This is a genomic window from Janibacter melonis (genome assembly GCF_003721155.3).
GTDB classification, from domain to species: Bacteria; Actinomycetota; Actinomycetes; order Actinomycetales; family Dermatophilaceae; genus Marihabitans; species Marihabitans melonis.
The window spans coordinates 2,296,484-2,321,533 of record NZ_CP044548.2; the positions used below are offsets into that span (position 1 = coordinate 2,296,484).

Below are 25,050 nucleotides of genomic sequence, written 5' to 3' on the forward strand. Positions count from 1 at the left end.
CGGCTCAGCCGGCTCCCGCCGCGCTGCGACCAGACGCGCTGCGCAGGATCGCGACGAGGTCGGGCAGCGCTGCGGGGTCGCGCAGCGCTGCGGGGTCGGTCAGGACGAGACCGCCCAGCTCCTCGACACCGAACCAGCCGATCTCGTCGTGCTCGTCCGGTGCGGCGTTGACCGGCTCGCCCGACCAGGTGGTGACGACGAAGGCATGCATCTCGACGGCCGGGTCGGCGAGGGTCAGCCGTACCGGCCGAGGGTCCTCGACGAGGACGCGGATCTCTTCGAGGCCCTCGCGACGCACGGCGTCCTGCGGGGTCTCCCCCGGCTCCACGTGACCCCCGACGAGGTCCCAGCAGTCTGGGTATTAGCGGCGACCCGGGTGGCTGTGCCCGAGCAGGATCGCGCCGTCGCGCACGAGCGCCGCGGCGGCGACACGGTGCACCTCGAGGTCAGCGCGGTCGGCGCTCAGAGCAGCTCGCCGGTGTCGTCCCAGAAGTTGCCCGACGACTCGTTGCCCGGCAGGTCCAGGTCGAGGTGGGCGATGACCCCGAGCGAACCCCCCTTCGGGTAGTACAGGCGGGCGACCCGGTTGTCGAGGAAGCGGATCTTCGACGTCGGGCCGAAGGTCCCGTCACCGCCGTAGAAGATGTATCCGCCGCCGGCGAGCAAGTTGTCCTGCACGAGGTCGTCGGACTGCGTCCCGAAGTCCTGGTAGAGGGCGACGACCGAGGTCTGCGGGTGCTCGTTGAGGATCGTGTTGCGCCGCACCGTGAGGCCCCCGCCGCCCATAGACGCGACGCCGTTGACGTGGCTGAGTCCCGGCACCATCGCGAGGTCGTGGATGTAGCTGTCCTCGACGACGCCCCCTCCAGTGGACACACCGATGCTGCAGCCCTGCATGTCGACGCGGCGCACGGTCGGCTCACCGTCGCCGATGTTGAGCACGCACGCGAGGTCCTGCTCGGACCCCGCAGGGGTGCGCAGCTCGGAGTCCTCGATGACGAGCCGTTCTGCGCCGGGCCGCATGACGACGACCCAGTCCGACGCCCCGGCACCGCGGCCGCCGGTGACCCGCACGTCGCGGATCGTCACGTCAGCGGCGCTGACGCTGATCTCGCCGGTGATGTCGAGGCCCTCGACCACCTGGCCGTCCTCGTCGGCCATGACCGACCCGGACTTCTTCAGGGTCACCCCGTCGCTCACCCCGGTCGTCGTCTCGTCGGGGTACCCGCACCGGCTGGGCGCGTCGACGCAGTCCGTCTCCGTGGGCCCGGCGACGGCGGCCGAGGCACCTGGGGACTGGGTCGCCGGGGAGGTCGAGGGACCCAGGCCCCCACGGACGGACAGGGCGAGGGCGGCCGCGACGGCCACCCCTCCCAGGGCGAAGGTCGTGCGTCGACGTCTCATGACGTCCCCTTGTCTGCGCGTTCGAGCTCGACGAGCAGCGCCCGGGCACGGCTGGCCCAGTCGTGGCCCGCGACACTGCGGCGGATCTCGTCCGGTCCGGTCCCCGCGTGCGCGAGCTCGGCCGCGCGCAGGGCCAGGCCCGGCGCGTCGTGCGCCGGGAGGACGAAGGGGGACCCCACGGGGTCGGTGGCGACGGCGGTCGTCGCGACGGGCAGACCCGCCGCGAGGTACTCGAGGGTCTTCAGTGGCGAGCAGCTGCGGTTGAAGGCGGTGTCGGTGTACGGGCTGAGCCCGACATGGGAGGCGGCGAGGTAGCCCGCGAGCTCCTCGCTCGGCACGCGTCCGGTCCAGCGCACGCCGGGAGAGGCGACGAGCCGCTCGAATCGAGCCCGGGCGGCGGGTGTCGCGAAGACCGCCGGCCCCACGACGAGCAGGCCCAGACCGAGGTCACGCACCTGCTCCAGGCACGCGAGGTCGATGCGCTCGTTGAGCTGGCCGACGACGGCGGCGACCGGCTGGGGCAGGTCCAGCTCGACGGACGCGGCGGACGTCGACGTCGGTGCCCCGGCGTGGCCGTTGGGCAGGACGACGGGTGACACGCCGTCGCGGCGCAGGAGCCGCGCGAGGTGCTCGGAGACGGCGAGGACCCGGCCGGCGCAGCGCAGGTTCGACTCACGCCACTCGTGGAGCAGCCGCGGCGAGATGCCCCACAGGTCGGCAGCGGCGACGACGTCGTCCGTGGCGTAGTAGACGCTCGGCAGGTCGCGGTGCCGGCGCAGCACCGGCTCGGTGCACGAGGCGAGGACCACCTGGGGCACGACGCCCAGCTCGCGCAGCGCCCGCTCCACCGACCGTCCCGACCAGGTGAGCGCGAGCCCCCGAAGCACCGGGCGCGTCACGCCGGGGAGCACCGGGGTCGTCACGCGGGTCAGACCGGGGCGTGGGTGCTCGACCCTGGCCCGCAGGCTGCCGGGCCGCCACGGCCGACCGCTCGGCTCCGGCGGGTCCACCCACAGGACGTCGCGGTCCCCCGCGACGCGTTCCGCGAGGCGCCGGTCGGTGCCCTGGACCGCGTCCCAGGCCACGCCGGCGTACCAGAGCACGGGGTCACGACGACCGCACTCCGCGTCGCCGGGCATCCGCCGTCCGGCCGCGCGGCCGGCGACCGGCGCCGCGTTGAAGTCGTCGGTCGAGCCCCGCCGCAGCAGTCGCGCGGACTTGCGGGCGACCTTGTAGCGGGCCAGCTGGCCGGCGGCGCGAGCCGAGTCGGTGAGATGCCGGGTCCGCGCGGGAGCCGAGGTGAGCGCCTCCTCGTAGATCCGCAGCTGGTCGCGGGCGGCCGCCTCGACCGAGCAGCGCTCGACGAGCCGGCGGCCGAGGGCGGCGCGGCGCTCGCGCAGCGCCGGGTCGCGCAGCAGCGGCACGAGCGCCTCGCGCAGGGCGGCGACGCCGAGCTCGGAGTCGGCCCCCGTCCCGTACCAGCCCTGCCAGGAGAAGACGTCGGCCGTCTCCTCGCTGAGCGGCAGGAAGAAGCCGGACTCGCCCTGGACGACGAGGGGCTTGGCGAAGGCGAGCGCCCGCAGCGCCGACCCGCCCATGCCGATGCACACGTCGGCTGCCGCATAGGCCGGGCGCGGGTCGCGCAGCTCGCCCGCGAGCACGACGACGCGGCGCTCGGCCCGGCGGTTGGCGGCCTCGGCCCCCACGGCGACACGGTCACGGGCCGGGCCGTCGCCGACGACGAGGAGGTCGAAGGCGTCGTCGGTCGCGGCGAGATCGGCGGCGAGGGTCATCGCGTGGAGCAGTCCCTCGAGCTTGAGCTGGTCCGCGAGCCGGCTGACGACGACGACGAGCGGGCGGTCGCCGGTCAGGCCGTGCCGGGCACGCAGAGCGGCGACCGTCTCGTCACCCGGGTGCACGTTGTGCGCGAGGTCGACGGGCGGCTCGATGACGTGCACCCGGTCACGACCGCGGGCGCGCTCGGTCGCCGCGATCTGCTCGGTGCCGACGACGAGGTGCACGTCGTGCGGGACGAAGGGGGCGACCGCCATCGACATCACCGTCGAGACGACCGGGGGCCGGCCGCGCAGACCGCCGGCGGCGACGAGCTCGAGGGTCGGGGGCCACTCGTACCCGTGGAGGAGGTCCAGCCCGCGCTCGTCGACCAGCCGACGCACGCTCGCCGCGACCCGCACGGACGGACGGCGGCCCGGGTCGGGCGTCTCGAGGAAGTCCAGGCCGAGCTCCTCGATCCGCTCGACGAGGGCGCCGGTGCGCCCGACGACGAGCGGCTCGACGCCGGCCGGGCGCATCGCGGCCGCGATCTCGATGGCGTTGAGCTGGCTCCCGCCGATGGCGAGGTCGTGCGGGTAGACGAGTACGCGCATCGCGCCCCCTTCGTGACGGTGCGTCGTCCGACCCCCCGGACGCGCACCCCCGAGGCTACTGCGGGAGCACGCTCCCCCGGGAGGACTTGGCCGATCTGCGGGAGGGCACGACGAGGGCGAGCGCCGCGCGACGGTTGCGCCGGTTCCCCTTCGCCGCCCACCACAGCTCCTGCGCGGTCGACGCGCCGAGGTAGGCCCACCCGTACGCGGTGCCGCGTCGGCGGCGCACGAGGCGGACCCGGTTGAGGACCTGCATCTCGTGCAGCGCGTCGCTCACGCCGGAGCCGCCGCCCTCGTGAATGACCTCCGCCGCCGGCTCGAACCACACCTGCCAGCCGAGGTCGCGGGCGCGCATGCAGTAGTCGGTCTCCTCGGAGTACAGGAAGTACGACTCGTCCCACGGCCCGATGTCCTGCGCGCACTCCCACGAGACGGCGAGGCAGGCGCCGAGGGCCCAGTCGACCGCGTGGGCGTGGCTGTAGGCCTGCGGGTCCCGGACGTACTCGCTGAGCGCTGGGCGGCCGGTCGAGCCCAGCCCGCACGAGCGCAGCAGGCTCGGGTCGCGGCGCAGCGACCACGACGTCGAGCCGTCCGCGTCGCGCACGAGGGGTGCGGTGATCCCGACCCGGGCGCCGTCCGGGCCCTCGCCGAGGCGCTCGACGAGGCGGCGCAGGCTGCCCGGCGCGAGGCGCAGGTCGGGGTTGAGCGCGACGTAGGCGTCGACGCGCTCCAGCGCGGCGATCCCGCGGTTGAGGCCGGCCGCGTAGCCCTCGTTCGTCGAGGGCACGACGGTGACGCCGGTGAGGGTCGCGAGGACCTCGAGCGAGTCGTCCTGCGAGCCGTTGTCGACGACGACGACCTCGCCCTCGAGCCCGGCGAGCGCGGCGGGCACACCGTCGAGGAGCGCACGGGTGAGGTGCGCGCTGTTGTAGTTGACGACGACGAGGCCGACCCGGGCTGGCACGGCTTCACCGTAGCGGCCACGCGGCACCGCCCGTGCGTGGTTTGCTGACGCTGTGCCCCGAGTGCTCCTCATCGCCCCGACGTGCGACGGCCAGGACGTCGGCGAGTCCTGGGTGTCCGCCCAGTGGGCCCGACACCTCGCGCAGCGGTGCGACACGACGCTCGTGACCTACCACAAGCGCACCGCGACCCCGGCGGCCGAGCAGCTCGACGGGCTGCGGGTCGTCGAGTGGGTCGAGCCCCCGCTGCTCGGCCGGGCCGAGCGGCTCAACAGCATCGCCAAGCCGGGCTACGTCGCCTTCTACCGGCGCGCGCGGCGCTGGGTCGCCGACGCCCTCGCCGCGGGCGAGCACTTCGACCTCGCCTTCCAGCCCACCCCGGTCGCGATGCGCTACCCGAGCCCCGTCGTCGGGCTCGGGATCCCGACGATCGTCGGCCCGGTGGGCGGTGGCCTGGCCGACCCGCCCGGATTCAGCGCCGACGGCACGAGCGAGCCCTGGTACTACCGGCTGCGCGAGCTCGACGGGATGCGGCTGCGGCGCGACCGGCTGCTGCGACGCACCTTCGAGGAGGCCGACTGCGTGCTCGGCATCGCCGACTACGTCGCCGAGGCGCTGTCCGGGCTGACGCTCAAGCGCTTCGAGACGATGCCGGAGACCGCGGTCGCGCAGATCCCCGAGCCCGTCGAGCGGGTCGCCGGGCCGCGGGTGCGCGCCCTCTTCGCCGGTCGTCTCGTGCGCTCGAAGGGGGTGCACGAGCTCGTCGACGCGCTCGCCGCCACGACGGCGCCGGTCGACCTCGAGATCGCGGGGGTCGGTCCGGAGGAGGAGTCGCTGCGGCGTCAGGTCGCCGCCCTCGGTCTCGAGGACCGCGTGACCTTCCACGGCTGGGTCGAGCGACCGGCGATGGCCGAGCTCTACCGGCGGGCCGACATCTTCGCCTTCCCGAGCTATCGCGAGCCGGGTGGCAACGCCCCGCTCGAGGCGATGTCCTGGGGGCTGCCGCTCGTCGTCGCCGCCCGTGGCGGACCCGGCGCCTTCACGACCGACGAGTGCGCGATCCGGCTCCCGGTGATCTCGCCCGAGCGCTTCCGCACCGACATCACGGCCGCGCTCGACCGGCTCGGCGGCGACGCCGCCCTGCGCCGGGCCATGGGCGAGGCCGGGCGACGTCACGTCGCCGCGACCGCCACCTGGCCGGCGAAGGTCGACCGCCTCCTCGCCCTGGGCGCCGAGCTCGCCGCGGACCGACGATGACCGTGCCGGCCGCGGTCGCCAGCCTGCTCGTGCCGGCGCACGACGAGGAGCGGGTGCTGCCCCGACTGCTCGCGTCGGTGGCGCGCGCGGCCCGCACGACCGCGGTCGAGGTCGTCGTCGCGGCCAACGGCTGCAGCGACTCCACGGCCGAGGGCGCCCGGCGCAGCGGCCTGGCCCACCACGTCCTCGAGCTGGCCACCCCCTCGAAGCACGGCGCCGTCCTCGCCGCCGACGACATCGCCTCGCACCACCCGCGGATCATCTGCGACGCCGACCTCGAGCTCGGCGAGGGCATGATCGACGCCCTCGTCGCCCCGATCCTCGCCGGCGAGGTGCTCGCGACGGCACCCCGGCGGGTCCTCGAGACCACGGGGTGCTCGGGGCTCGTCCGCGCCTACTACCGCGTCTGGCAGGAGCTGCCGAGCGTGCGGAGCGGTCTCTTCGGGCGCGGGGTCATCGCGCTCGGCCCCGAGGGCATGCGCCGCTTCCGGGCGATGGAGGCGATGCTCTCCGACGACCTCGCGCTGTCCGAGGCCTTCGCCGAGCACGAGCGGCTCGTCGTCGCCGCTGAGGTCGTCGTCCGCGTCCCCCGCACCGTCGCCGACCTGCTGCGCCGTCGCGCCCGGGTCGTCGAGGGCAACACCGAGGCCGACGAGCGCGGTCTGCGCACCGAGGCCGCACGCACCACCCCGGCCGACCTCGTGACGATCGCCCGCGGCGACCTGCGCCGCCTGCCCGACGTCGCCGTCTTCGTCGCCGTCACCCTCGCCGCCCGCCTCCTCGTGCGCCGCCGCGCCCGCAAGGGCCACGACCACTGGCTGCGCGACGAGAGCAGCCGCCAGGGCTGACCCCCTCTCCCCCTTCGCGAACCCCACGAGCCCCACGAGCCCCACGAGCCCCACGTTTCTCGGGTCACCCGAGAAACCCCGGCTCAGCATGAGTAAGAAACTCGTGCTCACCAGGGGTTTATCGGGTGACCCGATAAACCAGTGACGGGTGAGGTTCGGGGCGAAGGGGGTCAGGGCAGCTCGCGCAGGCCGACCTCGGCCTGCTCGTAGGAGCGGCCGCAGGGGCAGGTGAGGTCGGCGGGGAGGCGCTCGCCGCAGCGGCAGACCCAGCCGATCTGGCGGGCCGGGCTGCCGACGACGAAGGCGTGGGGCGCGACGTCGGCGGTGACGACCGCGCCGGCGCCGACGAAGGCGTCGTGGCCGATGACGGTGCCGCACACGACGACGACCCCGGCGCCCAGGGTCGCGCCCTGCTCGACCGTCGTCGGCAGGAGCGCGTCACCGGAGCGCTTGACGTGGGCGCGGGGGCGCATGTCGTTGGTGAAGACGACCCCCGGGCCGAGGAAGACGTCGTCGCCGACGCTCACCCCCTCGAAGAGGAGCACCGAGTTCTTCACCGTGACGCGGTCGCCGATGACGACCCCGCCCTCGACGAAGGCTCCGCCGCAGATGTTGCAGTCCCGCCCGACGACCGCGCCGTCGAGCACCTGGGCGAAGCCCCACACCCGGGTGCCCTCACCGACGCGGTCGGACAAGCAGCGCCCGTCCGGGTGGACGAAGACCCCGTCGCTGCTCACCGGCTCACGCTCCCACGACGAAGACGACGTCGACCCAGTAGTTGGCGCCGTTGTAGCTGCCCGTCGGCATCGCTGAGCTCGCCGTGCCGTAGCGGTAGAGCCCGTTGCCGCCGCTCACGCCGTTGCCGAGCGCCTCGATCGCGCCGCTCGTGCGCGTGCCGGCGTTGAAGTACCCGCCGTCGACGCTGTACCGGCCGCTCGGGGCGAAGTACGACACGACGTAGATCGTCCCAGGGGTGAGCGTCACGGGCGTGCTGAGCTTGACCCGCTGCCACCCGCGGGCGCTCTCCGCGCTCGAGGTCGCCGTCGCCAGCCGCGTGCCGTCAGGGCCCCACAGGTTGACGACGTGCGGCCCGGCGTTGCCCGACCCGCCCTTGTAGAAGCGCAGCGCGGTGACCGTGCCGGCGGCGGTGACGCGGAACTTCATGCCGAGCTCGACGCTGCCGGTGTCGCCGGAGTCGAGCTTGGCCGGGACGACGGAGTCGGGCCAGACGGTCTGCTCGCCGGCCGTCGCCGTCGTGAAGGACCACGTCGACGGGGCCGTCATCGCGTTGCCGTCCGCGTCCTTCGCCCCGCTCACCGTCGCCGTGTACCGCGTCGCCGACGCGAGCGGCGAGCTCGGGGTGAGGGTCGCTGTGCGCTCCGTCGCGTCGTACGCCACGCTCGCCGGCACGGCCGCGCCGCCCGGGTCGCGCAGCCCGAAGACGATGCTGCTCGACACCACCGGCTCGGAGAAGGTCGCCGTGACCGTCGAGGCCACGGGGATCGCCTCGTCGCCCGGCGCCGGGGTGCGCCCGGAGACCTCCGGCGCGGTCGCGTCGACGAAGACGACGTCGACGCCGTAGCTCGTCGCGTTCCACGTCTGCGTCGGGTAGGTCGCGGCACCCGAGGCGAAGACGCCGTTCGGGCGACCGGTCGCCGAGGCGGGCGCGGTGAGCGGGCCGCGCGTGCGCGCCGTCTTCAGCGCGCCGCTGCTCGCCGCGTACCGGCCCTGGGGGGCCTGGTAGGACGCGACGTACTCCGTGCCGCCGGTGACGGGCACCGGGGTGGCGAAGTCCGCCTCCTGCCAGCCGGTCGCGCTCTCGTCGGCGAAGACCGCCGTCGCGAGCAGGGTGCCGTCGGTGCGCCACAGGTGCCCGACGTGCGTGCCGCCGTTGCCCGGCCCCTTGTAGAAGCGGATCGAGGTGATCGTGCCGTCGCCGTCGGGGCGGAAGCGCACGCCGACCTCGATGGCTCCGGTGTCGGAGACCGACGCGACCGTCGGCACGTCGGCGCTCGTCCACAGCGTCGCCGGGGTGCGCCCGACCTCGCTGTCGACGACGAAGCTCCACTGCCGCGCCTCGCCGAGGTTGCCCGCCCGGTCGGCCCCGCGCACGCTCGCCGTCACCGTCGCCCCGCGGGGCAGGGTCGACGACGGCGCGAAGCGCGTGGTGCGGGTGGCCGCGTCGTAGCTCGTCGTCCCGGCGATCGCGCCGGCGGCGGTCCGCACGCTCCACTGCACCGTGCTCTCGACGACCGCCTCGTCGAAGGTCGCCGCGAGGCCCGACCCGGGGGTGACTGCGTGGACCCCCTTCGCCGGCTCGACCGAGACGACCTTCGGCGCCGTCGTGTCGTCCGGCAGGTCGAGGACGACGTCGACCCAGTACGAGGTCTGGTTCCACGTCGACGTCGGCACGGCCCCGCCGCCGTAGCGGTACACGCCGTTGCCGGCGACGGGGGCGGTGAGCGGTCCGCGGGTGCGCGCGGTCGTGAAGTACCCGCCGGTCGCCGCGTAGACGCCCTGCGGCGCGAAGACGGAGGCCACGAGGGTCGTGCCGGCGCGCACGGCCACCGGCGCGGTGAGCGGGGCCTGCTGCCAGCCGCTCGGCAGGCTCGGGTCGAAACTCGCCGAGCCGAGCAGCTGGCCGTCGAGGGTCCACAGGTGACCGACGTGCGTGCCCTCGCTGCCCGGCGCCTTGTAGAAGCGGATCGAGGAGATCGTGCCGTCGGCGGAGGTCGTGATCTTCGTGCCGACCTCGACCGCGCTGCGCTCGGTGACGAAGCGATCGGGCGTGGCCGAGGAGTCCCACAGCGTCGCCGGCGAGTCGTCGTCGGCCGCCACCGTCTGGAAGCGCCAGCTCACGGGCGCGGCGATCGACGCGCCGGAGCGGTCCTTCGCCTCGTCGACGCGCGCGGTGTACCAGGTGCGCCGGCGCAGCGGCTGGCTCGGCGCGAGGCTCGCGGTGCGGGTCGTCGCGTCGTAGGACATCGTGCCCGTGAGCACCTGCCCGTCCGCGTCGCGCAGGCTGATCTTCACCGACGAGCCGGTCATCCCCTCGCTGAAGCGCGCCTGCACCGGCTGGCCGAGGCCGACGGCCTGCACCTGGTCCGAGGGCGTCGTCGAGATGACGGTCGGGGCGGTCGCGTCGTCGTCGCTGAAGGAGATGTCGACCCAGTAGTTCGACGCGCCGTACGTCTGGTTGGGCATGCCCTGGCCGTCGCGGAAGACGCCGTTCGCCCCGTCCTCTCCCGTGCCGAGCGCCCGCAGCGGCGGGAGTGCGAAGGGGGAGGAGAAGTACCCCGTGTCACCGGCGGGGTGGCCGTTGGGCATGAAGACCGAGACGACGTAGGTCTGGTCGGCCTCGATGGCGACGGGGGTGATGGGGGCGGTCTGCCAGCCCGACGCGGTCTCGCCGGTGAAGGTCACCTCGGCGAGCTGGCGCCCGTCGACGGTCCACAGGTGGCCGACGTGGGTGCCGGTGTTGCCCGCGCCCTTGTAGAAGCGGATGCCGCGCACGAAGCCCGGCTCGCTCGCGCGGAACTTCACCCCGACCTCGAGCGGTGTCGTCTCGTTCGTCGCCGGTGTCGCGGGCACGGTGCCCTCGGGCCAGATCGAGCACGGGTAGGCGCGGGCGACGCCCTGGACGGTCACGGTGGCCGGCTGGCCGATGTTGCAGCTGTCGTCGACCGCGCGGACCTTGATCGCGTACGAGCCCAGCGCCATCGGGGTGACGACCGCGCTCCAGCTCGCACGGCCCGTCGCCGGGCGCCACGTCGTGCCGCCGTCCGTCGAGTACTCGACGGCCGCGACGACGCCGCCGCCGGAGTCGACGGCCGTGCCGGTGATCGTCACGGGCGAGCCGACGGGGGCGTGGCTGCCCGACGTCGGGGCGGTGATCGTCACCGTCGGCGGCACCGAGTCGGTGGACTCGACGGCGCGGACGAGACCGGTCATGAGAGTGACCGGCTGGGCGCCCATGTCGGCGAGGACGTTGACCGTCGCCTGCTGCATCGCCTTGTTCGTCGCGGTGCCGGTGTGCGCGACGTGGTACTCGTCGAGGCCGTAGGCCCACTGGACGGTGCCCGTGCCCCACACGAGCGCCTTCGACGGCGCCCGGTAGAGCGTCATCGTGTGCACGACGACGCCCTCCGTGTACGTCTTGCCGTGGTCGCGCAGGATCTGCGGGGCGCTGGCCGAGGTCTCCGAGAGGTGGATGATGCCGCCGGGGCGGAAGCCGTTGTCTGCGTCGACGTCGAACTCGTAGCCCAGGCTGTCCTGGGCCAGGGTCGCGCTCTGGCCGGCCTGGAGGGCGGCGACGTCGGTGCCGCGCCAGAAGCGCAGCGGCGCGTAGTCCCGGGGGACGCGCAGCGCGAGGTTGGGCGCCTCGCCGCCGGGGAGGATGCCGACGAAGAGCTGTCCGGTGAGCTCGTTCTCGGGGAAGTTGCCGTTCGGCTTCGTCGTGAAGCGCGGGTCGCGCCACGTGCCCGTCCACTCCGAGCTCGGGTCGGTCTTCGCCCCGTCGAGCGTCTCCTTGTAGCAGACGATCGTGCGGTCGGGGGTGCTCGCGCCGTCGATCGAAGGGGCGGTGCGCACCCGCCAGAAGTACTCGTTGCCGGTCATGAAGATCAGGTGCATGCCGGCGTCGCGGGCCGCGGTGACGTTGGTCCGCTGGGCCCCGGTGACGTACTCGTCGTGCCCGGAGGAGACGAAAATCTTGCGCCCCTGCAGGACCGAGGCGTCGCGGTGCACGTCGATGCCGCCGCAGTAGGCGACGTCGTAGCCGTTGCGCTCGAGGAAGCGCACGAGCGGGTACTCGGCGTTGAAGAAGTCGTTGTCGAGGCCGTCGCCCTCGCCGAAGGGGCGGTTGTAGCTGACCTTGAAGGAGCGGCCGACGGGCTGGCCGAAGTACAGGCTGTTGCCGCCGTAGCGGTTGTACGCGTGCATCGTCATCTCGGAGGTCTGCACGAGGACGTCGGAGGGGCCCTGGCGGCGGACGACGAAGATCGTGTGGCTGCTCGAGGCGTCGCCGTCGCGGCGCTGCATCTTCGCGTAGTAGACCCCCGAGACCGCGCCGGTGGGCACCGTCCAGCTCGCCGAGACCGCCCAGTTGCCGCAGTCGACGAGACCGCTCGACGCCTCCGTCTTCGGCTCGGGCTGGCTCTGCGGCAGGGTCGCCGTCGGGCTGACGTCCTGCAGCCAGCGCGCGCCGCGCCCGCCGTACCAGCCGAGCCGGTAGATCCGCACGACGTAGTCGCGGGAGTCGGTCTTGATCTTGAAGTCGACCCGCTGCCCGGGCAGCACGCTGTACTCGGTGGTGAAGCCGACGATGGACGTGCTGTCGTCGGACTCCCACTGCTCCGGGAGTGCGCCGGTCTGGGCGTTCTCCTGCGAGATCGTCGGGCTCGTCGCCGCGGCGGCCACGTCGGGCACGAGCGCGGCGGCGGCGCCGGCGGCCCCGGAGAAGGCGAAGAAGCGCCGACGGCTGAAGCCGCTGCGTCCTGCGGTGTCGGTGTCGCTCGGCGGCCGAACGTCGTCCTCGTGCATGTCATCTCCCCGATGCCGGCGCACCGCAGACCCCTGGGTCCCCGACACGCTCGCCCCCGCCGACGGATCCCCCGGCCGGCTCGTACATCGTAGGGACCGGGCCCGCAACCGGGAGGCGAATCCGCAGAAGTGGTGCGTGATCTCGGGACAGGACCTGTCGCCGTCCAGGCGTCACCCCCTGGCGGGCGGTGCCCCGCCCCGGGGCCTGCGTGCGACGCTCTAGGACATGCAGTGGGACAACAGCTTCGTCCGCGACCTCGGCTGGCTCGGCGCCCGGGTCGACCCGGTCCCCGTCGCCGACCCGCACCTGCTCGCCCTCGACGAGGACCTCGCCCGTGAGCTCGGCGCCGACCCGGAGCAGCTGCGCTCCGTCGAGGGCGTGGAGGTCCTCGCCGGCAACCGCGTGGCGACGGGGTCCCAGCCGATCGCCCAGGCGTACGCGGGTCACCAGTTCGGGCAGCTGAGCCCGCTCCTCGGGGACGGCCGGGCGCATCTGCTCGGCGAGGTCGTCGACATCGGCGGGCGGCGGCGGGACGTGGCGCTCAAGGGATCCGGGCGCACCCCCTTCTCCCGCGGTGGCGACGGCCGCGCCGCGATCGGCCCGGTGCTGCGCGAGTACCTCGTCAGCGGCTTCATGCACGCGGTCGGCGTGCCGACGACGCGCTCCCTCGCGGCCGTCGCGACCGGCGAGCAGGTCCGCCGCGAGCGCCCGCTGCCCGGCGCGGTGCTCACCCGGGTCGCGTCGTCGCACCTGCGCATCGGGACCGTCGTCCTGCTCGCCACCCAGGGCAGCCGCGAGCAGCTCGGCGCGCTCGTCGAGCACGTCCGGGCCCGGCACCACCCGCACGTCGCCGAGGGCGACGTCCTCGACCTCTTCGCCTCCGTGCTCGAGCGCCACGCCGATCTCGTCGCGGCGTGGATGTCACTCGGCTTCGTCCACGGCGTGATGAACACCGACAACATGACGCTGTCCGGCGAGACCATCGACTACGGGCCGTGCGCCTTCCTCGACACCTACGCCCCCGAGCAGTGGTTCAGCAGCATCGACCACACCGGTCGGTACCGGTACTCGCAGCAGCCGACGATGGCGGCGTGGGGCCTCGCCCGCCTCGCCGAGGCGCTCGTGCCGCTCGAGCAGGAGAGCCCGGACGACGCGGTCACCCGGGCCCAGTCCCTGCTCGACGGCTTCGACGCGCGCTACCAGGCGAGCCGGCTGGACCGCGCCCGCGCGGCGCTGGGCCTCACGGGCTCCACCGACGACCGCGACGGCGAGCTCGCCGCCGAGCTGCAGGGCATCGCCCGCGACGAGGAGCTCGACCACACCGGCCTGCACCGCGACCTCGCCCGGCTCCTGCGCGGCGAGCAGGCCCGCCACCTCGACGAGGTGGAGGACTGCGAGCGCTGGGCGGCCTGGGAGCGGACCTGGCGCGAGCGGGTCGCGAGCACCGGCCGGACCCCGCACGAGGCGGCGGAGGCGATGGACCGTGTCACCCCCGTCTACATCCCGCGCAACCACCTCGTCGAGGAGGCCCTCGCCGCGGCCGAAGGGGGAGACCTCGCCCCCTTCGCCGCCCTCGACGCAGCCCTGCGCGACCCCTTCGTCGAGCGGCCGGGCCGCGAGCGCCTCGCCGAGCCCGCCCCCCGCTTCACCCGCGACTACGTCACCTACTGCGGCACCTGACCTCTCCCCCCACCAAGCTGCTGCAGGCGGGCCGCCCGGTTGCGAAGCGCTGGTCATCTCTTGACCAGGGCGAGGTAGACCCGCGCGGTGGTGGGGCTGGGATCCTGGGCCTTCGGTGCCACGCGCAGGGGAGTGCATGCATGCCGGACGACGACCCACGACCTCATCTCGGCGTGCTCGGGCCGCTGCAGGTCCACGACGGGAGCGCCTGGCGCACCATCGGCTCGCCGAAGCGCCGGGCCGTGCTCGCCGCCCTCGTCGCCCGCGCACCGCACCCGGTGAGCGTCGAGACCCTCGTCCGCGAGGTGTGGGGCGACGCCCCGCCCGCCTCGGCGCGCACCCAGGTCCACGGCTACGTCCTGCACCTGCGTCGCGCCCTGCCAGCCTGCGCTGCCGACGCGCTGACGACGACGACCACGGGCTACGCCCTCGACGTCGCGACGCTCGGGACCGACGCCGACCGGGCCGAGCGAGGTCTCGTCGTCGCCCGGGCGGCCCTCGCCGCGAGTGACCCCGTGGGGGCGGCCCAGGTGGTCGACGGGGCGCGCGGGCTGTGGCGCGGCGACCCCTTCGAGGACGTCGTGGCCACCCCTGTCGTGCGGGCCCGGGTCGAGCGCCTCGCCGAGCTGCGAAGGGAGGTCGAGGAGACCGGCTTCGCGGCGCTGCTCGGCCAGGGCCTGCACGCCGAGGCGGTCGGACCGTTGACCCGTCATCTCGCGGCCCACCCCGTGCGGGAGCACGTGTGCGCGCAGCTCATGACCGCCCTGCACCGCACCGGGCGGCAGGCCGAGGCCCTCCAGGTCTACCGTCGGCTGCGCCGGGTGCTCGTCGAGGAGCTCGGGGTCGAGCCGTGCGCCGAGGTGCAGGCGCTCCACCACGAGATCCTGCGGGGTGCGACCCGGGCCGCCCGGCCCTCGCCCAGGCGGGCCGCGGCTGCTCCTGCCCCGTCCGCCGCTGCTCCGGCGTCCCCTCCCCCAGACGTCCCCGCTGCCCCGATCTCACGCCCGCGGCCTCGGGTCCCGTGCGCACCGGAGGCGCTCGTCGGGCGTGAGGAGGAGCTCGCCGAGGTCGTGCGCCGGCTGCGGCCCCGAGGCGTGTGCGCACCCGCCCCGGTGGTCGTCGTCCACGGCGGCCCGGGGACCGGGCGCACCGCTCTCGCCCTGCGCGCCGCGTCTGCCGTGGCCGATCGCCACCCCGACGGCCAGGCCTACCTGCTCGGCTGTGAGTTCGACGGCAGCCCCCGACCCCCGGCCGAGCTCGTCGCCGAGCTGCTCGTCCAGCTCGCGATCCCCGACCTGCCCGGGTCGGCCCCGGCACGAGCGGCCCTGCTGCGCGCCCATCTCCACGAGCGGCGGGTCCTCGTCGTCCTCGACGACGCGGTGGACGGCGACCAGGTCCGGGCCGTCGCACCCACCGGTGGCGCGAGCGCGCTCCTCGTCACCGCCCGGCACCACCTGTCCGACGCGCCGGGCACCGCGCGGGTCGCGCTGTCGGCACTGCGCCGCGCTGACGCCGTCGAGCTGCTCGACCGGGTCGTCGGCGACGGGCGCGTCGGCGCCGAACCGGGAGCGGCGGCCGACCTCGTCGAGCGCTGCGGCCGGCTGCCCCTCGCCGTGCGGGCGGTCGGTGGCCGGCTCGCGGCCCGTCCCGGGTGGTCAGTGCAGACCGCGCTCGACCGGCTCGTCGAGAACGACCGGCTCGTCGAGGGGATGCGGCTGGGCTCGCTCGACCTCAGCGCGTGCGTGGGGCGGGCCCTGAGACCCCTGACACCGGGCGCCCGCCGGCTGCACGCCCTGCTCGCCCTCGGCGGGCCGGCCGACCTGCCGGCCTGGGCGGCTGCCGCGCTCCTCGACGTCGCGCCGGCCGTGGCGGACGGGCATCTCGACGAGCTCGTCGACGCCCACCTGCTCACCACCTCGTGCGCCGAAGGCCGGCCGCGCTTCCGCCTCGACGACGTGCTGCTCCCCGATGCGGCGCAGCGGTGCGCCGGTCTGGGCGCCACGGTCGTCGACCCGGCCCTCGACCGGCTCCTCGCGACCTGGCTCGAGCTCGCCCGCCAGGCGACGCAGGCGCTGCCGCCGAACCCCTTCGCCCCGCCGAGAGGCGAGGACCTCGCCGAGGTCAGCACGCCCGCCGAGGCCATGGAGCAGGTCGCCGCGGGTGCGCTCGGCTGGTTCGACGCCGAGCGGGCCGGGCTCCTCGCCGCCGTGCGCACCGCGGCCCGGCACGACCGCCGGAGCACGTGCTGGCAGCTCGCCGTCGCGCTCGTGCCCTATCTCGACGCCCGGGCCCACCTCGTCGACTGGGCGCAGTGCCACGACGTCGCCGACGGTGTCACCGACGAGCCGCTCGGCCGGGCCGCTCTGCTGCGCTCGCGGGCCCAGCTGCACCTCTACCACTCGCGGATGCCCGAGGCGGCGCGCTGCGCGGACGAGGCGCTCGAGCTCTTCGAGTCCGTCGGGCACGAGCGGGGGGTCGCGATGGCCCTCGGCGCCCGGGCCGTGTGCCACCGCCTCACCGGACGACCCGATCTCGCGCTGCCCCTCCTGCGGCGCGCGGTGCGCATCGTCACCCCGACCGCGCCGGCCGCCGCCGCGCACCTGCGATGGGGCATCGCCCGGGCGCTCGCCGATCTCGGCGAGCTCGACGCCGCGGTCGCCGAGCTCGAGCGCGCACGACGCCTCGCCCGCGAGGTCGACGACAGCCACCGCGAGGCGGTCGTGCTGCGCGAGCTGGCCGTCGTGCACGGCCGGCAGGGGCGCCCCGCGCGGGCGCTCGCGGCGCTGGGCGAGGCCGAGCAGGTCTTCGAGGGGCTCGGCGACGAGCGCTGCCTCGCGCACGTGAGCCGGGTCCGGGGCCAGATCCTCTCCGAGCGCGCCGACCGCGACAGCGAGGACCTCGAGCACGCGGCCTTCGCGCTCGGGCGGGCGGCGAGCATCTTCGACCGCGGGTCGACCCGGCCCGACGCCGCCGAGTGCCTGCGCGGGCTGGCCCGGGTCGAGCTGGCCCGCGGGTCGGTCGCCGCGGCCCGGGCCCTGCAGGCGCGGGCCGACGAGCTGGACGCGCGGAGCGCCTGACCGCGGCGGCCTGCGCCGCACGCATCCCCCGTCGCCCCCCTCGCCTCTCCCACCCCGTCGCCTCTCCCCTTCGCCCCCCACTCACGACGACGGGCGCCCCGGCGATGCCGGGACGCCCGTCGCCGTGAGCCGTCAGCGGAAGCGGATGAAGGAGCTGAACTGGCTGTTCGCCGTCCCCACCGAGGTCGTGCGGTGGCTGTAGCGCGAGCCGCCGCCGTAGTTGTACTCGTCGACCTCGAAGGTGCCGTTCGCGTTGACCTTCGTGACGAAGGCGACGTGACCGAAGGTGCCGCCCTCGCGCACGGCGACGTCACCCGCCTTCGGCCGGGAGTAGACCGGCACCCCGACCGCACGGGCGGTGTTGTCCCAGTTCTTCGCGTGGCCCCAGCGGCTGGCGCCCTTGTACTGGTTGGTGAACTTCACGCCCATCCGCGAGTTGAGCGCCCAGGCCGCGAAGCTCGTGCACTCGCCCTTGTAGAAGTTCCACCGGTCGATGCCGCTGGACTGACCCTTGTACGGGTAGTCGTCGCCGGCCTTGACCCCGCCCGTGCTGCCGATGCGGTGCGAGGCGTTGTTGTTCTTCAGGGTCGCGTTGAGGTTGGCCTTGCCGCCCGCCGCGATCTTCTGCGTCGCACCGCCGTAGCCGGAGTTGTAGTAGACCGTCACGGTCTTGCTCGTGCGGTTCCACACGCTCGCGGCGTTGTTCTTCACGCACACGCCCTTGCCCGCCCCGGCGCCCTTGAAGTCGTAGCAGCCCGGCTGGCTCGTGCCGTAGTCACCGACCGAGGTCGTGAAGTCCGACACCGACCCGGCCTGGCCCGAGTTGTAGTAGTAGCAGAACTCCCCGCTCTGGCAGGTGCCGTCACGCCCCGCCGCCTGCGCCGTCGGGGCGGCGACGACCGGCGCGACGAGCAGCCCGAGGGCGGCGGCGCTCACCCCGGCCCGACGGGTCACGGCGCTCACGGGCACGAGCTCTTCCGCGCGAGGTTCTTGCTCCCGTAGTACACGGGGTTGCCGTCCTTGAAGGTCGCCTTCTTCACGACGCCGTTCTGCTTCTGCTCGTAGTGCAGGTGAGGTCCGGTGGAGCCGCCGGTGCTCCCGACGCGCCCGATCATCGTCTTCGCCGAGACGCTCTGGCCGACCGTGACGTTGAAGGACTGCAGGTGGGCGTAGAGCGTCTGCCAGCCACCGGAGTGGGTGATGACGACGTACTTGCCGTACGAGCTGCCGCCGAGGTCGCGCACCGTCGAGACGGTGCCCGGGGCGGAGGAGTAGACCTTCCAGCCCAGGTCGTCGGGGTAGTGGTTGAAGTCGACCGACAGCTGGGGGCTGTGGTTGGTCCGGGTGCCGGCCGCCCACGTCTCGCCGCAGGGGAAGGGCAGCAGGAAGCTGCCGGTGCCCGCCGGCGGGGAGCCGATGCGGTGCGAGGCGTTGTTGTTCTTCAGGGTCGCGTTGAGGTTGGCCTTGCCGCCCGCGGCGATCTTCTGCGTCGCACCGCCGTAGCTGGAGTTGTAGTAGACCGTCACCGTCTTGCTCGTGCGGTTCCACACGCTCGCGGCGTTGTTCTTCACGCACACGCCCTTGCCCGCCCCGGCGCCCTTGAAGTCGTAGCAGCCCGGCTGGCTCGTGCCGTAGTCACCGATCGAGGTCGTGAAGTCCGACACCGACCCGGCCTGGCCCGAGTTGTAGTAGTAGCAGAACTCCCCGCTCTGGCAGGTGCCGTCACGCCCCGCCGCCTGCGCCGGCGCGAGGGCGAGCGCCATCGGGGCCACGAGGGCTCCCGTCGCGGCGAGGACCGAGAGGTGTCGGGTGCGTGGTCGTCTCATCGTGCTGCCTTCCCTGGGTCTTCGGTGGTCCGCCGCCGGGCCTGTCCCGGCGACGAGGTGCGTGGGGTGTCACCGGGTGCGTCGGTACTGCTCCCAGGTGACCTTCGTGACGGCCGGGCCGTCGTCGGGGGCGTTGCTCGCCAGCCCGTTGCGGCCGAGGTAGTACCGGCCGACCTGGGTCTGGGCGGGCGTCGAGAGGTCGGTGTCGTTGATCGCGACCGCGTGGATGTGCAGCGGCCAGTCGCCCTGCGACGGGGTGCGCAGCCAGGCGGCGAAGCCCACACGGCGCAGGCTGCGCACGTGCCGGGTGCGCTGGGTCGCGGTGAGCGCCTCGGCGTCGAGGTCGACGGCACCGCCGCCGTCGTGGGTGCCCGCCGACGTCGGGTCGGTGCCGGGCGAGTACGAGCCCTGCTCGACACGCGGCTCGACCCCGGAGAGCCGGCTGGCCTCGACGAGCATCGCGACGGTGCGCGTGGCGAAGGGGTGGCCGTCGTACCTCGTGCGGGCGCCGGGCGAGATCTGCCGGGTCACCGTGAAGCGGCCGGACCCGAGGGCCACGAGCGAGGAGCGGCCGGGCAGGCCGTTGGCGCCGAGACCCGAGTGGCCCAGCGAGCGCTGCCACCGGGCGTACGCGGTGCGGGTCGCGGTGCCGAAGTGCCCGTCGACGTAGCTCGCGGCGAGCATCCCCTTCGCGAGGAGCGCCTGCTCGACGAGTCGCACGCTCGTCGCGGCGCCGGGCGTCAGCCCCGTCCCGGTCTTCACCGGGTCGAGCTGCGCGGCGAGGACGACCGCCTCCATGTCGACGGTGCCGGCGGCCGCGGCGGGCCCGACGGCGAGGGTGCCGAGGGCCCCGACGAGCGTCGTGCTCAGGACGGTGCGGCGTGCGATGTGCTCCATGGGTGGTCCTCCCCGGGGTCCGGCGGTGCTCGTGGGGACGACGCTGCCCGGTGGGGCTATCACCGGGCTGAAGCCTGGCTACACCCGCGTGCAGCCGTGCGACACACTGGCGCCGTGCCCCTCCCCCTCCCCTCGCCCGTCGGCGCGCTCGTCGTGCGTGACCGCCGCCCCGACGAGGACGGATGGGTCGCCCCCTTCGCCGCCCGGTATGACCTCGTGGCCGAGCGTGCCGGCGAGGTCGTCGGGTCGCTCGCGCTCGCCCTCGACGAGTCCCGCGCGACCGGCGAGCTGGCCTGGGCCTTCGCGGACGGGGTCGACGAGACCGAGGTGACCGGCGCCGTCGCGGACGTGCTCTCCCTCGCCCTGGACCACCACGGGCTGCACCGCGTCGTCGCGCGGACCGACCCGCGCGACGAGCGGGCGGGCCGCGTCGCCGAGGCGGTCGGCCTGAGGCGCGAAGGGGTGGCCCGTCACGACCGGTGGGTCGGCGGGCGGTGGCACGACAGCGTCGTCCACGCGGCGCTCGGCGCCGACGCGCCACGGCGGGCCGGTGCGATCGTCGTCAGCGCGGTGACCCTGCGCGACGCGGACGGCCAGGTCCTCACCGTGCGCAAGCGCGGCACCTCGCTCTTCATGCAGCCCGGCGGCAAGCCCGAGCCGGGCGAGAGCGCGCACGCGTGCGCGGTGCGCGAGGTCGAGGAGGAGCTCGGGCTGCGGCTCGACCCGGCGCTGCTGCGGCTCGTCGGCGTGCACCGGACCGCCGCCGCCAACGAGGCGGGTCGGGAGCTGCTCGCGACGGTCTTCGAGCACCCGGCGCTCGAGGGTCAGAGCGCCCCGGTCGTGCACCCGGCGGCCGAGATCGAGCAGGTCAGGTGGCTCGACCCACGAGACCCCCTGCCCGACGACCTGGCACCGCTGCTGCTCCTGCTCCTCGGGCGCTGACCGGGCCTGCCGTCAGGCGCTGACGGAGTCCGGGCGGGTGCCGATGAGCCGCAGCGAGGCCATGCCGCACGACGGGCACGGGTGGACGAGCGGGGCGTCGACCTCCGGCCAGATGACGCGGAAGGTCGTGTGCCGCCGGCAGCGGTAGGCGACGGCGCGGGCGGTGCGGAGCGATCGTGCGGAGCGTGTCCTGGCCATGCACGGGATCTCACACCCTCGGTGTTTCCCGTTGTGAGAGAACGTGTTTCGCGGGTGTTGCGTGATGACCGCCCAGGTCGGAGGCCGGAGAACCCCCGCGGGTGTGATGGGCTGGGTCCTGACCGACCCGCCCACCACCCGAGGTGACGACGATGACCCCTTCGAGCCGATCCGTGCGCTCCAGCCTCAGCGGCCCGGCCCGCACCGCCATCGGCACGAGCATCGCCGGCGGTGCGCTCGGCGCGCTGACCAACGGGCCGGGCCACCTCACCCACCTCTTCCGCGGCCGCTTCCCCACCGTCGCCGTCACCGGGATGACCGGTGTCGGCAAGACCCGCCTCGCCGACACCCTCGCCCGGCGCAGCCCGACCCTGGGCAGCGACGACGTCGGGTCGGCGACGATGGAGCGGCGCACCCGCAAGACGGCGAAGGGGCGTGGCTTCCGCTTCCGCGTCGTGCCCGGCGACAACGCGGCGACCCGGCTCAGCGCGCTCGACGAGGTCTTCCACGACGACCCCGTCGACGGGGTGCTCCACGTCGTCGCCTACGGGCACGCGACCCCGCGGCGCACCGGCGGCACCACCGGTGTCGCGCAGGCGACGCGCGAGGAGCTGCTCGCCGACGAGCTCGAGGACTGGTCGATCACCGCGCACCGCATCGCCTCGATGGCCGTGCGCCGCGACCGCCCGATCTGGCTCGTCGTCGTCGTGACGAAGACCGACCTCTTCGAGGACGAGCTCGACGAGGCGGTGCGCTACTACTCCCCCGGCAGCGGGTCCCCCTTCGCCCGGCGTCTCGACGAACTGCGCTCGCTCGCGGGCGGGGCGAAGCTGTCGATCGACGTGCTGCCGATGGCCGCGCCCGACGGGACGAAGCTCGGCAAGGGCTCGGCCGCCGAGCGCCAGCTGAGCGCCCTCGAGACGCGGATGGCGCAGCTGAGCGGGCACGTCTGAGCACACCCGCAGGGGTGGGGGCCGTGCGGCCCCACGCGCGGTCCGCGAGCGGTTGACTGACCTCATGGCGAAGTACCGCGTCCACGAGGCGGGGGTCGCACGCGCTCACGAGCGCATCGAGGCCCGCCAGTACGTCCTCGACAGCACCTGGACGGAGGTCCAGCCGGGTGCGGAGCGCCGCAACGCCTATCTCGAGCGGCACTCGTGGCAGGAGTACGCGCAGTGGCACCTCGGGCTGTGCGAGGGCGCGGGCGAGGAGACGAAGGGGAGGTACGCCTTCGCGTACGGCGACCTGCGTCGGGTGCACCGCTCGGCGCTCATCGCGTGCGTCTACCGGGCCTCCGAGTGGCACCACAAGTCCGTCGAGCTGGCCGCCCACGACCTCCTCCAGCACCTCGACGAGGTCGCCGGCATCGGCGACCACGAGTAGGGCTCTTCGCTGGTCGAGGTGCTGGGCGCCGGCCAGCCCCTTTCGCTGGTCGAGGTGCGAGCGCCGGCCAGCCCCTTTCGCTGGTCGAGGTGCGAGCGCCAGCGAGCCTCGAGACCACCACAGCCCCGTCAGTCGAGGCAGAACTCGTTGCCCTCGGGGTCCTGCATGACGACGAAGCCGGCCGACATCGGCGGTGCCGGCTCCTCGCGGCGCACGCGGGTCGCCCCGAGCGCGACGAGCCGCTCGCACTCGGTCTCGAGAGCCGCCATCCGCTGATCCCCCTCGAGCCCCGGCGCGGCCCGGACGTCGAGGTGCACGCGGTTCTTCACCGTCTTCGCCTCGGGGACCCGCTGGAAGAAGACCCGCGGACCGACCCCGTCGGGGTCCTCGACCGCCGACGCGTCACCCCAGCGAGCCTGCGGCACCCCGCGCGCCGCGAGGAAGGCGTGCCACGCCTCGAGCGGGTCCTCGCCCTCTGCGAGCTCGGGCCCGGGTGGCGGCGGGATCCGGTAGCCGAGGGCCTGCGCCCAGAAGCGGCTCAGCATCTCGGGGTCGGCGGCGTCGATCGTCACCTGGAGCGTCCTGGCCATCGACCGAGCCTGGCACGACGGCCGCGCGCTGACCAGACCTGGGCGAGCAGACCTGGCTACGGTGGCGGCATGCTCGTCGCCTTCTCCGTCGCCCCGTCCACCACGACCGACCCCGAGGGCTCGGTGAGCGAGGCCGTCGCCGCCGCCGTCCGGGTCGTGCGCGACTCGGGCCTGCCGCACCGCACCGACGCGATGTTCACGACCGTCGAGGGCGAGTGGCAGGAGTGCATGGACGTCGTGCGCCGCGCGTGCGAGGCCGTCCAGGCGCACAGCCCGCGCGTCTCGCTCGTGCTCAAGGCCGACATCCGCGAGGGCCACACCGGCATGCTCGACGCGAAGGTCCAGCGCGTCGAGGAGCACCTGCGCGACTGACCCGACCCGACCCGCTAGCACGCCCCCACCCGAGGAGATCCCCCATGGCTGCACCCCGCCGCGCTCTCGTCGTCATCGACGTCCAGCAGGAGTACTTCGAGGGTCTGCTGCAGATCCAGCACCCGCCGCGCGAGGAGTCGCGCGCCCGCGTCGTCGAGGCGATGACCGCCGCCGCGGACGCCGACGTGCCCGTCGTCGTCGTGCGGCACGCGGCACCTGCCGGCTCGCCGGTCTTCGACCCCGCGACCCCGACCTTCGAGCTCCACCCCGACGTCGCCGCCCTCGCGGAGGGCGCGACGCTCGAGATCACGAAGTCCTTCGCCAGCGTCTTCGCCGGCACCGGGCTCGAGGAGTGGCTGCGCGAGCGCGACCTCGACACCGTCACCCTCGTCGGCTACATGACGAACAACTGCGTCCTCGGGTCCGCGGCCGCCGCCGAGCCGCTCGGTCTGACCGTCGAGGTGATCTCGGACGCCACCGGCGCGATCGACATCGTCAACGCCGCCGGGTCGGCACCGGCGCGCCAGGTGCACGACACCCTCATGGCGCTGCTCGCCTCGAGCTGGGCTGCCGTGGCCACGACGCAGGAGTGGGTCGACGCGGTCCGCGCCGGCGCCACCCTGCCGGCGGACAACCTCGTCGAGTCGGCCGCGCGCGGGCGCGAGTCCCGCCCGGCGCAGGGGTAGCCGGAGGCGGCGAAGGGGGGACCGGTCCGGTCCCCCCTTCGCCCGCGCGGTCAGTCGACGCTGATCTCGCCCATGGGCTCCCAGCCGTCGCCGTCGACCTGCCGCGAGACGATGAGCGGGGTCGAGACGAGGTACTGGGGGAAGACCTCGCGCATCCTCGCGAAGTGCTCGGAGCGCACATGCGGCTCGGCGCCGTCGTCGTCGAAGGCCTCGAGCAGGACGTAGGTCGTCGGGTCCTCGACGCTGCGGGACCACTCGAACCACTTGTTGCCCGGCTCCGCGCGGGTCGCCTCGGTGAACTCGCGGCTGATCTGCGGCCACTCGTCGGCGTGCTCGGGCTTGATCGCGAACTTGACGTTGATGAGGATCATGGATCCCACGATGTCAGAGCGCGCAGGCCCGGGAGGCCGCGGCCCGGGGGTCTCGTCCCGACGATGGCACGCTGGCCCCATGCTCGACGTCCTCGTCGTCTCCGACACCCACGCCCCCCGCTTCTGGAAGGCGCTGCCAGGCCCCCTTCGCGCGCCGCTCGAGCGGGCCGACCTCGTCCTGCACGCGGGTGACGTGTGCACACCGGACGTCCTCGACACCCTCGCCGAGCACGCCCCGGTGCACGTCGTCCTCGGCAACAACGACGGTCCCGAGGTCGCCGCGTGGGGCGGCGGGGTGCCCGAGACCCTCGAGCTCGACCTCGACGGCTTACGGGTCGCGATGATCCACGACTCGGGGGCGAAGGGGGGTCGCGACCGCCGCATGCGGCGCCGCTTCGAGAGCGCCGACCTCGTCGTCTTCGGGCACTCGCACATCCCGATGGACGACGACACGGGCGCGGTGCACCTCTTCAACCCCGGCTCGCCGACGGACAAGCGCCGCCAGCCCCGCCCCACCTACGGGTGGCTGCGCGTCGAGGACGGGCGGCTCGTGAGCCACGAGGTCGTCGAGATCTGACCCCCGCGCCCCCCTCGCCGCGACCCTCGCCGCGACCCCAGCTACCACGCA

21 protein-coding genes and 1 pseudogene are annotated in these 25,050 nt (G+C 74.4%); 10 read left to right on the plus strand and 12 right to left on the minus strand.

The genetic code is table 11. The annotated features are described in order from the left end of the window. Positions 1-4: 4 nt before the first annotated feature. From EEW87_RS10955 to EEW87_RS10970, 4 genes and pseudogenes are all read right to left on the minus strand, one after another. Positions 5-340, minus strand: a pseudogene (locus EEW87_RS10955) (NUDIX domain-containing protein); the annotation flags it as partial. Positions 341-462: 122 nt separating this feature from the next. Next, positions 463-1,404 carry a hypothetical protein gene (locus EEW87_RS10960; RefSeq protein WP_148041605.1) on the minus strand — a complete coding sequence of 314 codons (942 nt, stop codon included), beginning with the start codon at positions 1,402-1,404 and terminating at the stop codon, positions 463-465. Next, positions 1,401-3,791: a glycosyltransferase gene (locus EEW87_RS10965; protein ID WP_163562434.1), complete on the minus strand. Its 2,391-nt coding sequence runs from the start codon at positions 3,789-3,791 to the stop codon at positions 1,401-1,403. Before EEW87_RS10965 ends, EEW87_RS10960 begins: the two co-directional genes overlap by 4 nt. 55 nt (positions 3,792-3,846) lie before the next feature. Continuing rightward, positions 3,847-4,755 (minus strand): glycosyltransferase family 2 protein, encoded by a 909-nt coding sequence (locus EEW87_RS10970; RefSeq protein WP_163562435.1) that lies wholly within the window; start codon positions 4,753-4,755, stop codon positions 3,847-3,849. A gap of 52 nt (positions 4,756-4,807) precedes the next feature. Here EEW87_RS10970 and EEW87_RS10975 point away from each other — a divergent pair, with 52 nt between their 5' ends. Continuing rightward, positions 4,808-6,010, plus strand: a complete 1,203-nt coding sequence (locus EEW87_RS10975; RefSeq protein ID WP_123092918.1) for a glycosyltransferase family 4 protein — start codon at positions 4,808-4,810, stop codon at positions 6,008-6,010. Beyond that, positions 6,007-6,858, plus strand: coding sequence for a glycosyltransferase family 2 protein (locus EEW87_RS10980; RefSeq protein WP_123092916.1), 852 nt, complete (start codon positions 6,007-6,009; stop codon positions 6,856-6,858). The genes EEW87_RS10975 and EEW87_RS10980 overlap by 4 nt, the downstream gene beginning before the upstream one ends. 170 nt (positions 6,859-7,028) lie before the next feature. Here EEW87_RS10980 and EEW87_RS10985 read toward each other — a convergent pair whose 3' ends face one another. Then, complete coding sequence (locus EEW87_RS10985) at positions 7,029-7,595, minus strand: acyltransferase (protein WP_123092914.1); 567 nt, start codon at positions 7,593-7,595, stop codon at positions 7,029-7,031. Between the two features lie 4 nt (positions 7,596-7,599). After that, complete coding sequence (locus tag EEW87_RS10990) at positions 7,600-12,399, minus strand: DUF4082 domain-containing protein (protein WP_123092912.1); 4,800 nt, start codon at positions 12,397-12,399, stop codon at positions 7,600-7,602. Positions 12,400-12,625: 226 nt separating this feature from the next. Here EEW87_RS10990 and EEW87_RS10995 point away from each other — a divergent pair, with 226 nt between their 5' ends. Together EEW87_RS10995 and EEW87_RS11000 are read left to right on the plus strand one after the other, a co-directional pair. Then, the gene (locus EEW87_RS10995; RefSeq protein ID WP_123092910.1) at positions 12,626-14,080 is read left to right on the plus strand and encodes a protein adenylyltransferase SelO; all 1,455 of its coding nucleotides are present in this window, start codon (positions 12,626-12,628) and stop codon (positions 14,078-14,080) included. 140 nt (positions 14,081-14,220) lie between these two features. Continuing rightward, positions 14,221-17,157, plus strand: a complete 2,937-nt coding sequence (locus EEW87_RS11000; protein WP_123092908.1) for an AfsR/SARP family transcriptional regulator — start codon at positions 14,221-14,223, stop codon at positions 17,155-17,157. Positions 17,158-17,289: 132 nt separating this feature from the next. Here the strand turns inward: EEW87_RS11000 and EEW87_RS11005 are convergent, their stop codons facing one another. From EEW87_RS11005 to EEW87_RS11015, 3 genes are all read right to left on the minus strand, one after another. Next, positions 17,290-18,120 (minus strand): CHAP domain-containing protein, encoded by an 831-nt coding sequence (locus EEW87_RS11005; RefSeq protein WP_163562436.1) that lies wholly within the window; start codon positions 18,118-18,120, stop codon positions 17,290-17,292. Next, positions 18,117-18,983, minus strand: coding sequence for a peptidoglycan DD-metalloendopeptidase family protein (locus EEW87_RS11010; RefSeq protein ID WP_163562437.1), 867 nt, complete (start codon positions 18,981-18,983; stop codon positions 18,117-18,119). Before EEW87_RS11010 ends, EEW87_RS11005 begins: the two co-directional genes overlap by 4 nt. A gap of 69 nt (positions 18,984-19,052) precedes the next feature. Further along, a complete protein-coding gene (locus EEW87_RS11015) occupies positions 19,053-19,880 on the minus strand; it encodes a peptidoglycan-binding protein (RefSeq protein ID WP_123093423.1) in 828 nt (275 codons plus the stop codon). A 114-nt stretch (positions 19,881-19,994) separates the two neighbouring features. On the opposite strand from EEW87_RS11015, the gene EEW87_RS17225 reads away from it, so the two are divergent. After that, positions 19,995-20,822: a GNAT family N-acetyltransferase gene (locus EEW87_RS17225; RefSeq protein ID WP_318825914.1), complete on the plus strand. Its 828-nt coding sequence runs from the start codon at positions 19,995-19,997 to the stop codon at positions 20,820-20,822. Positions 20,823-20,834: 12 nt separating this feature from the next. On the opposite strand, the gene EEW87_RS11025 is transcribed toward EEW87_RS17225, so the two are convergent. Then, entirely contained in the window at positions 20,835-21,020 is a 186-nt protein-coding gene (locus tag EEW87_RS11025) for a hypothetical protein (RefSeq protein WP_068270527.1), read from the minus strand. A 152-nt stretch (positions 21,021-21,172) separates the two neighbouring features. On the opposite strand from EEW87_RS11025, the gene EEW87_RS11030 reads away from it, so the two are divergent. Both EEW87_RS11030 and EEW87_RS11035 read left to right on the plus strand, forming a co-directional pair. Continuing rightward, a complete protein-coding gene (locus EEW87_RS11030) occupies positions 21,173-21,973 on the plus strand; it encodes a GTPase domain-containing protein (RefSeq protein WP_123093424.1) in 801 nt (266 codons plus the stop codon). A 64-nt stretch (positions 21,974-22,037) separates the two neighbouring features. Continuing rightward, positions 22,038-22,403, plus strand: a complete 366-nt coding sequence (locus EEW87_RS11035; protein ID WP_068270532.1) for a hypothetical protein — start codon at positions 22,038-22,040, stop codon at positions 22,401-22,403. Between the two features lie 128 nt (positions 22,404-22,531). On the opposite strand, the gene EEW87_RS11040 is transcribed toward EEW87_RS11035, so the two are convergent. Further along, positions 22,532-22,993, minus strand: coding sequence for a VOC family protein (locus tag EEW87_RS11040; protein ID WP_123093425.1), 462 nt, complete (start codon positions 22,991-22,993; stop codon positions 22,532-22,534). Positions 22,994-23,062: 69 nt separating this feature from the next. On the opposite strand from EEW87_RS11040, the gene EEW87_RS11045 reads away from it, so the two are divergent. Both EEW87_RS11045 and EEW87_RS11050 read left to right on the plus strand, forming a co-directional pair. Beyond that, positions 23,063-23,365: a thiamine-binding protein gene (locus EEW87_RS11045; RefSeq protein WP_068270538.1), complete on the plus strand. Its 303-nt coding sequence runs from the start codon at positions 23,063-23,065 to the stop codon at positions 23,363-23,365. A 44-nt stretch (positions 23,366-23,409) separates the two neighbouring features. Then, a complete protein-coding gene (locus EEW87_RS11050) occupies positions 23,410-24,051 on the plus strand; it encodes an isochorismatase family protein (RefSeq protein WP_123093426.1) in 642 nt (213 codons plus the stop codon). Positions 24,052-24,101: 50 nt separating this feature from the next. Here EEW87_RS11050 and EEW87_RS11055 read toward each other — a convergent pair whose 3' ends face one another. Further along, a complete protein-coding gene (locus tag EEW87_RS11055; RefSeq protein WP_068270544.1) occupies positions 24,102-24,422 on the minus strand; it encodes a putative quinol monooxygenase in 321 nt (106 codons plus the stop codon). Positions 24,423-24,501: 79 nt separating this feature from the next. Here EEW87_RS11055 and EEW87_RS11060 point away from each other — a divergent pair, with 79 nt between their 5' ends. Then, entirely contained in the window at positions 24,502-24,999 is a 498-nt protein-coding gene (locus EEW87_RS11060) for a metallophosphoesterase family protein (RefSeq protein ID WP_123093427.1), read from the plus strand. Positions 25,000-25,050 lie beyond the last annotated feature (51 nt).

Coding starts and splice junctions, on each gene's coding strand:
- EEW87_RS10960 (WP_148041605.1), bottom strand. CDS start 1,404: ATGAGACGTCGACGCACGACCTTCGCCCTGGGAGGGGTGGCCGTCGCG.
- EEW87_RS10965 (WP_163562434.1), bottom strand. CDS start 3,791: ATGCGCGTACTCGTCTACCCGCACGACCTCGCCATCGGCGGGAGCCAG.
- EEW87_RS10980 (WP_123092916.1), top strand. CDS start 6,007: ATGACCGTGCCGGCCGCGGTCGCCAGCCTGCTCGTGCCGGCGCACGAC.
- EEW87_RS10990 (WP_123092912.1), bottom strand. CDS start 12,399: ATGCACGAGGACGACGTTCGGCCGCCGAGCGACACCGACACCGCAGGA.
- EEW87_RS10995 (WP_123092910.1), top strand. CDS start 12,626: ATGCAGTGGGACAACAGCTTCGTCCGCGACCTCGGCTGGCTCGGCGCC.
- EEW87_RS11000 (WP_123092908.1), top strand. CDS start 14,221: ATGCCGGACGACGACCCACGACCTCATCTCGGCGTGCTCGGGCCGCTG.
- EEW87_RS11010 (WP_163562437.1), bottom strand. CDS start 18,983: ATGAGACGACCACGCACCCGACACCTCTCGGTCCTCGCCGCGACGGGA.
- EEW87_RS11015 (WP_123093423.1), bottom strand. CDS start 19,880: ATGGAGCACATCGCACGCCGCACCGTCCTGAGCACGACGCTCGTCGGG.
- EEW87_RS11025 (WP_068270527.1), bottom strand. CDS start 21,020: ATGGCCAGGACACGCTCCGCACGATCGCTCCGCACCGCCCGCGCCGTC.
- EEW87_RS11030 (WP_123093424.1), top strand. CDS start 21,173: ATGACCCCTTCGAGCCGATCCGTGCGCTCCAGCCTCAGCGGCCCGGCC.
- EEW87_RS11035 (WP_068270532.1), top strand. CDS start 22,038: ATGGCGAAGTACCGCGTCCACGAGGCGGGGGTCGCACGCGCTCACGAG.
- EEW87_RS11040 (WP_123093425.1), bottom strand. CDS start 22,993: ATGGCCAGGACGCTCCAGGTGACGATCGACGCCGCCGACCCCGAGATG.
- EEW87_RS11045 (WP_068270538.1), top strand. CDS start 23,063: ATGCTCGTCGCCTTCTCCGTCGCCCCGTCCACCACGACCGACCCCGAG.
- EEW87_RS11050 (WP_123093426.1), top strand. CDS start 23,410: ATGGCTGCACCCCGCCGCGCTCTCGTCGTCATCGACGTCCAGCAGGAG.
- EEW87_RS11055 (WP_068270544.1), bottom strand. CDS start 24,422: ATGATCCTCATCAACGTCAAGTTCGCGATCAAGCCCGAGCACGCCGAC.
- EEW87_RS11060 (WP_123093427.1), top strand. CDS start 24,502: ATGCTCGACGTCCTCGTCGTCTCCGACACCCACGCCCCCCGCTTCTGG.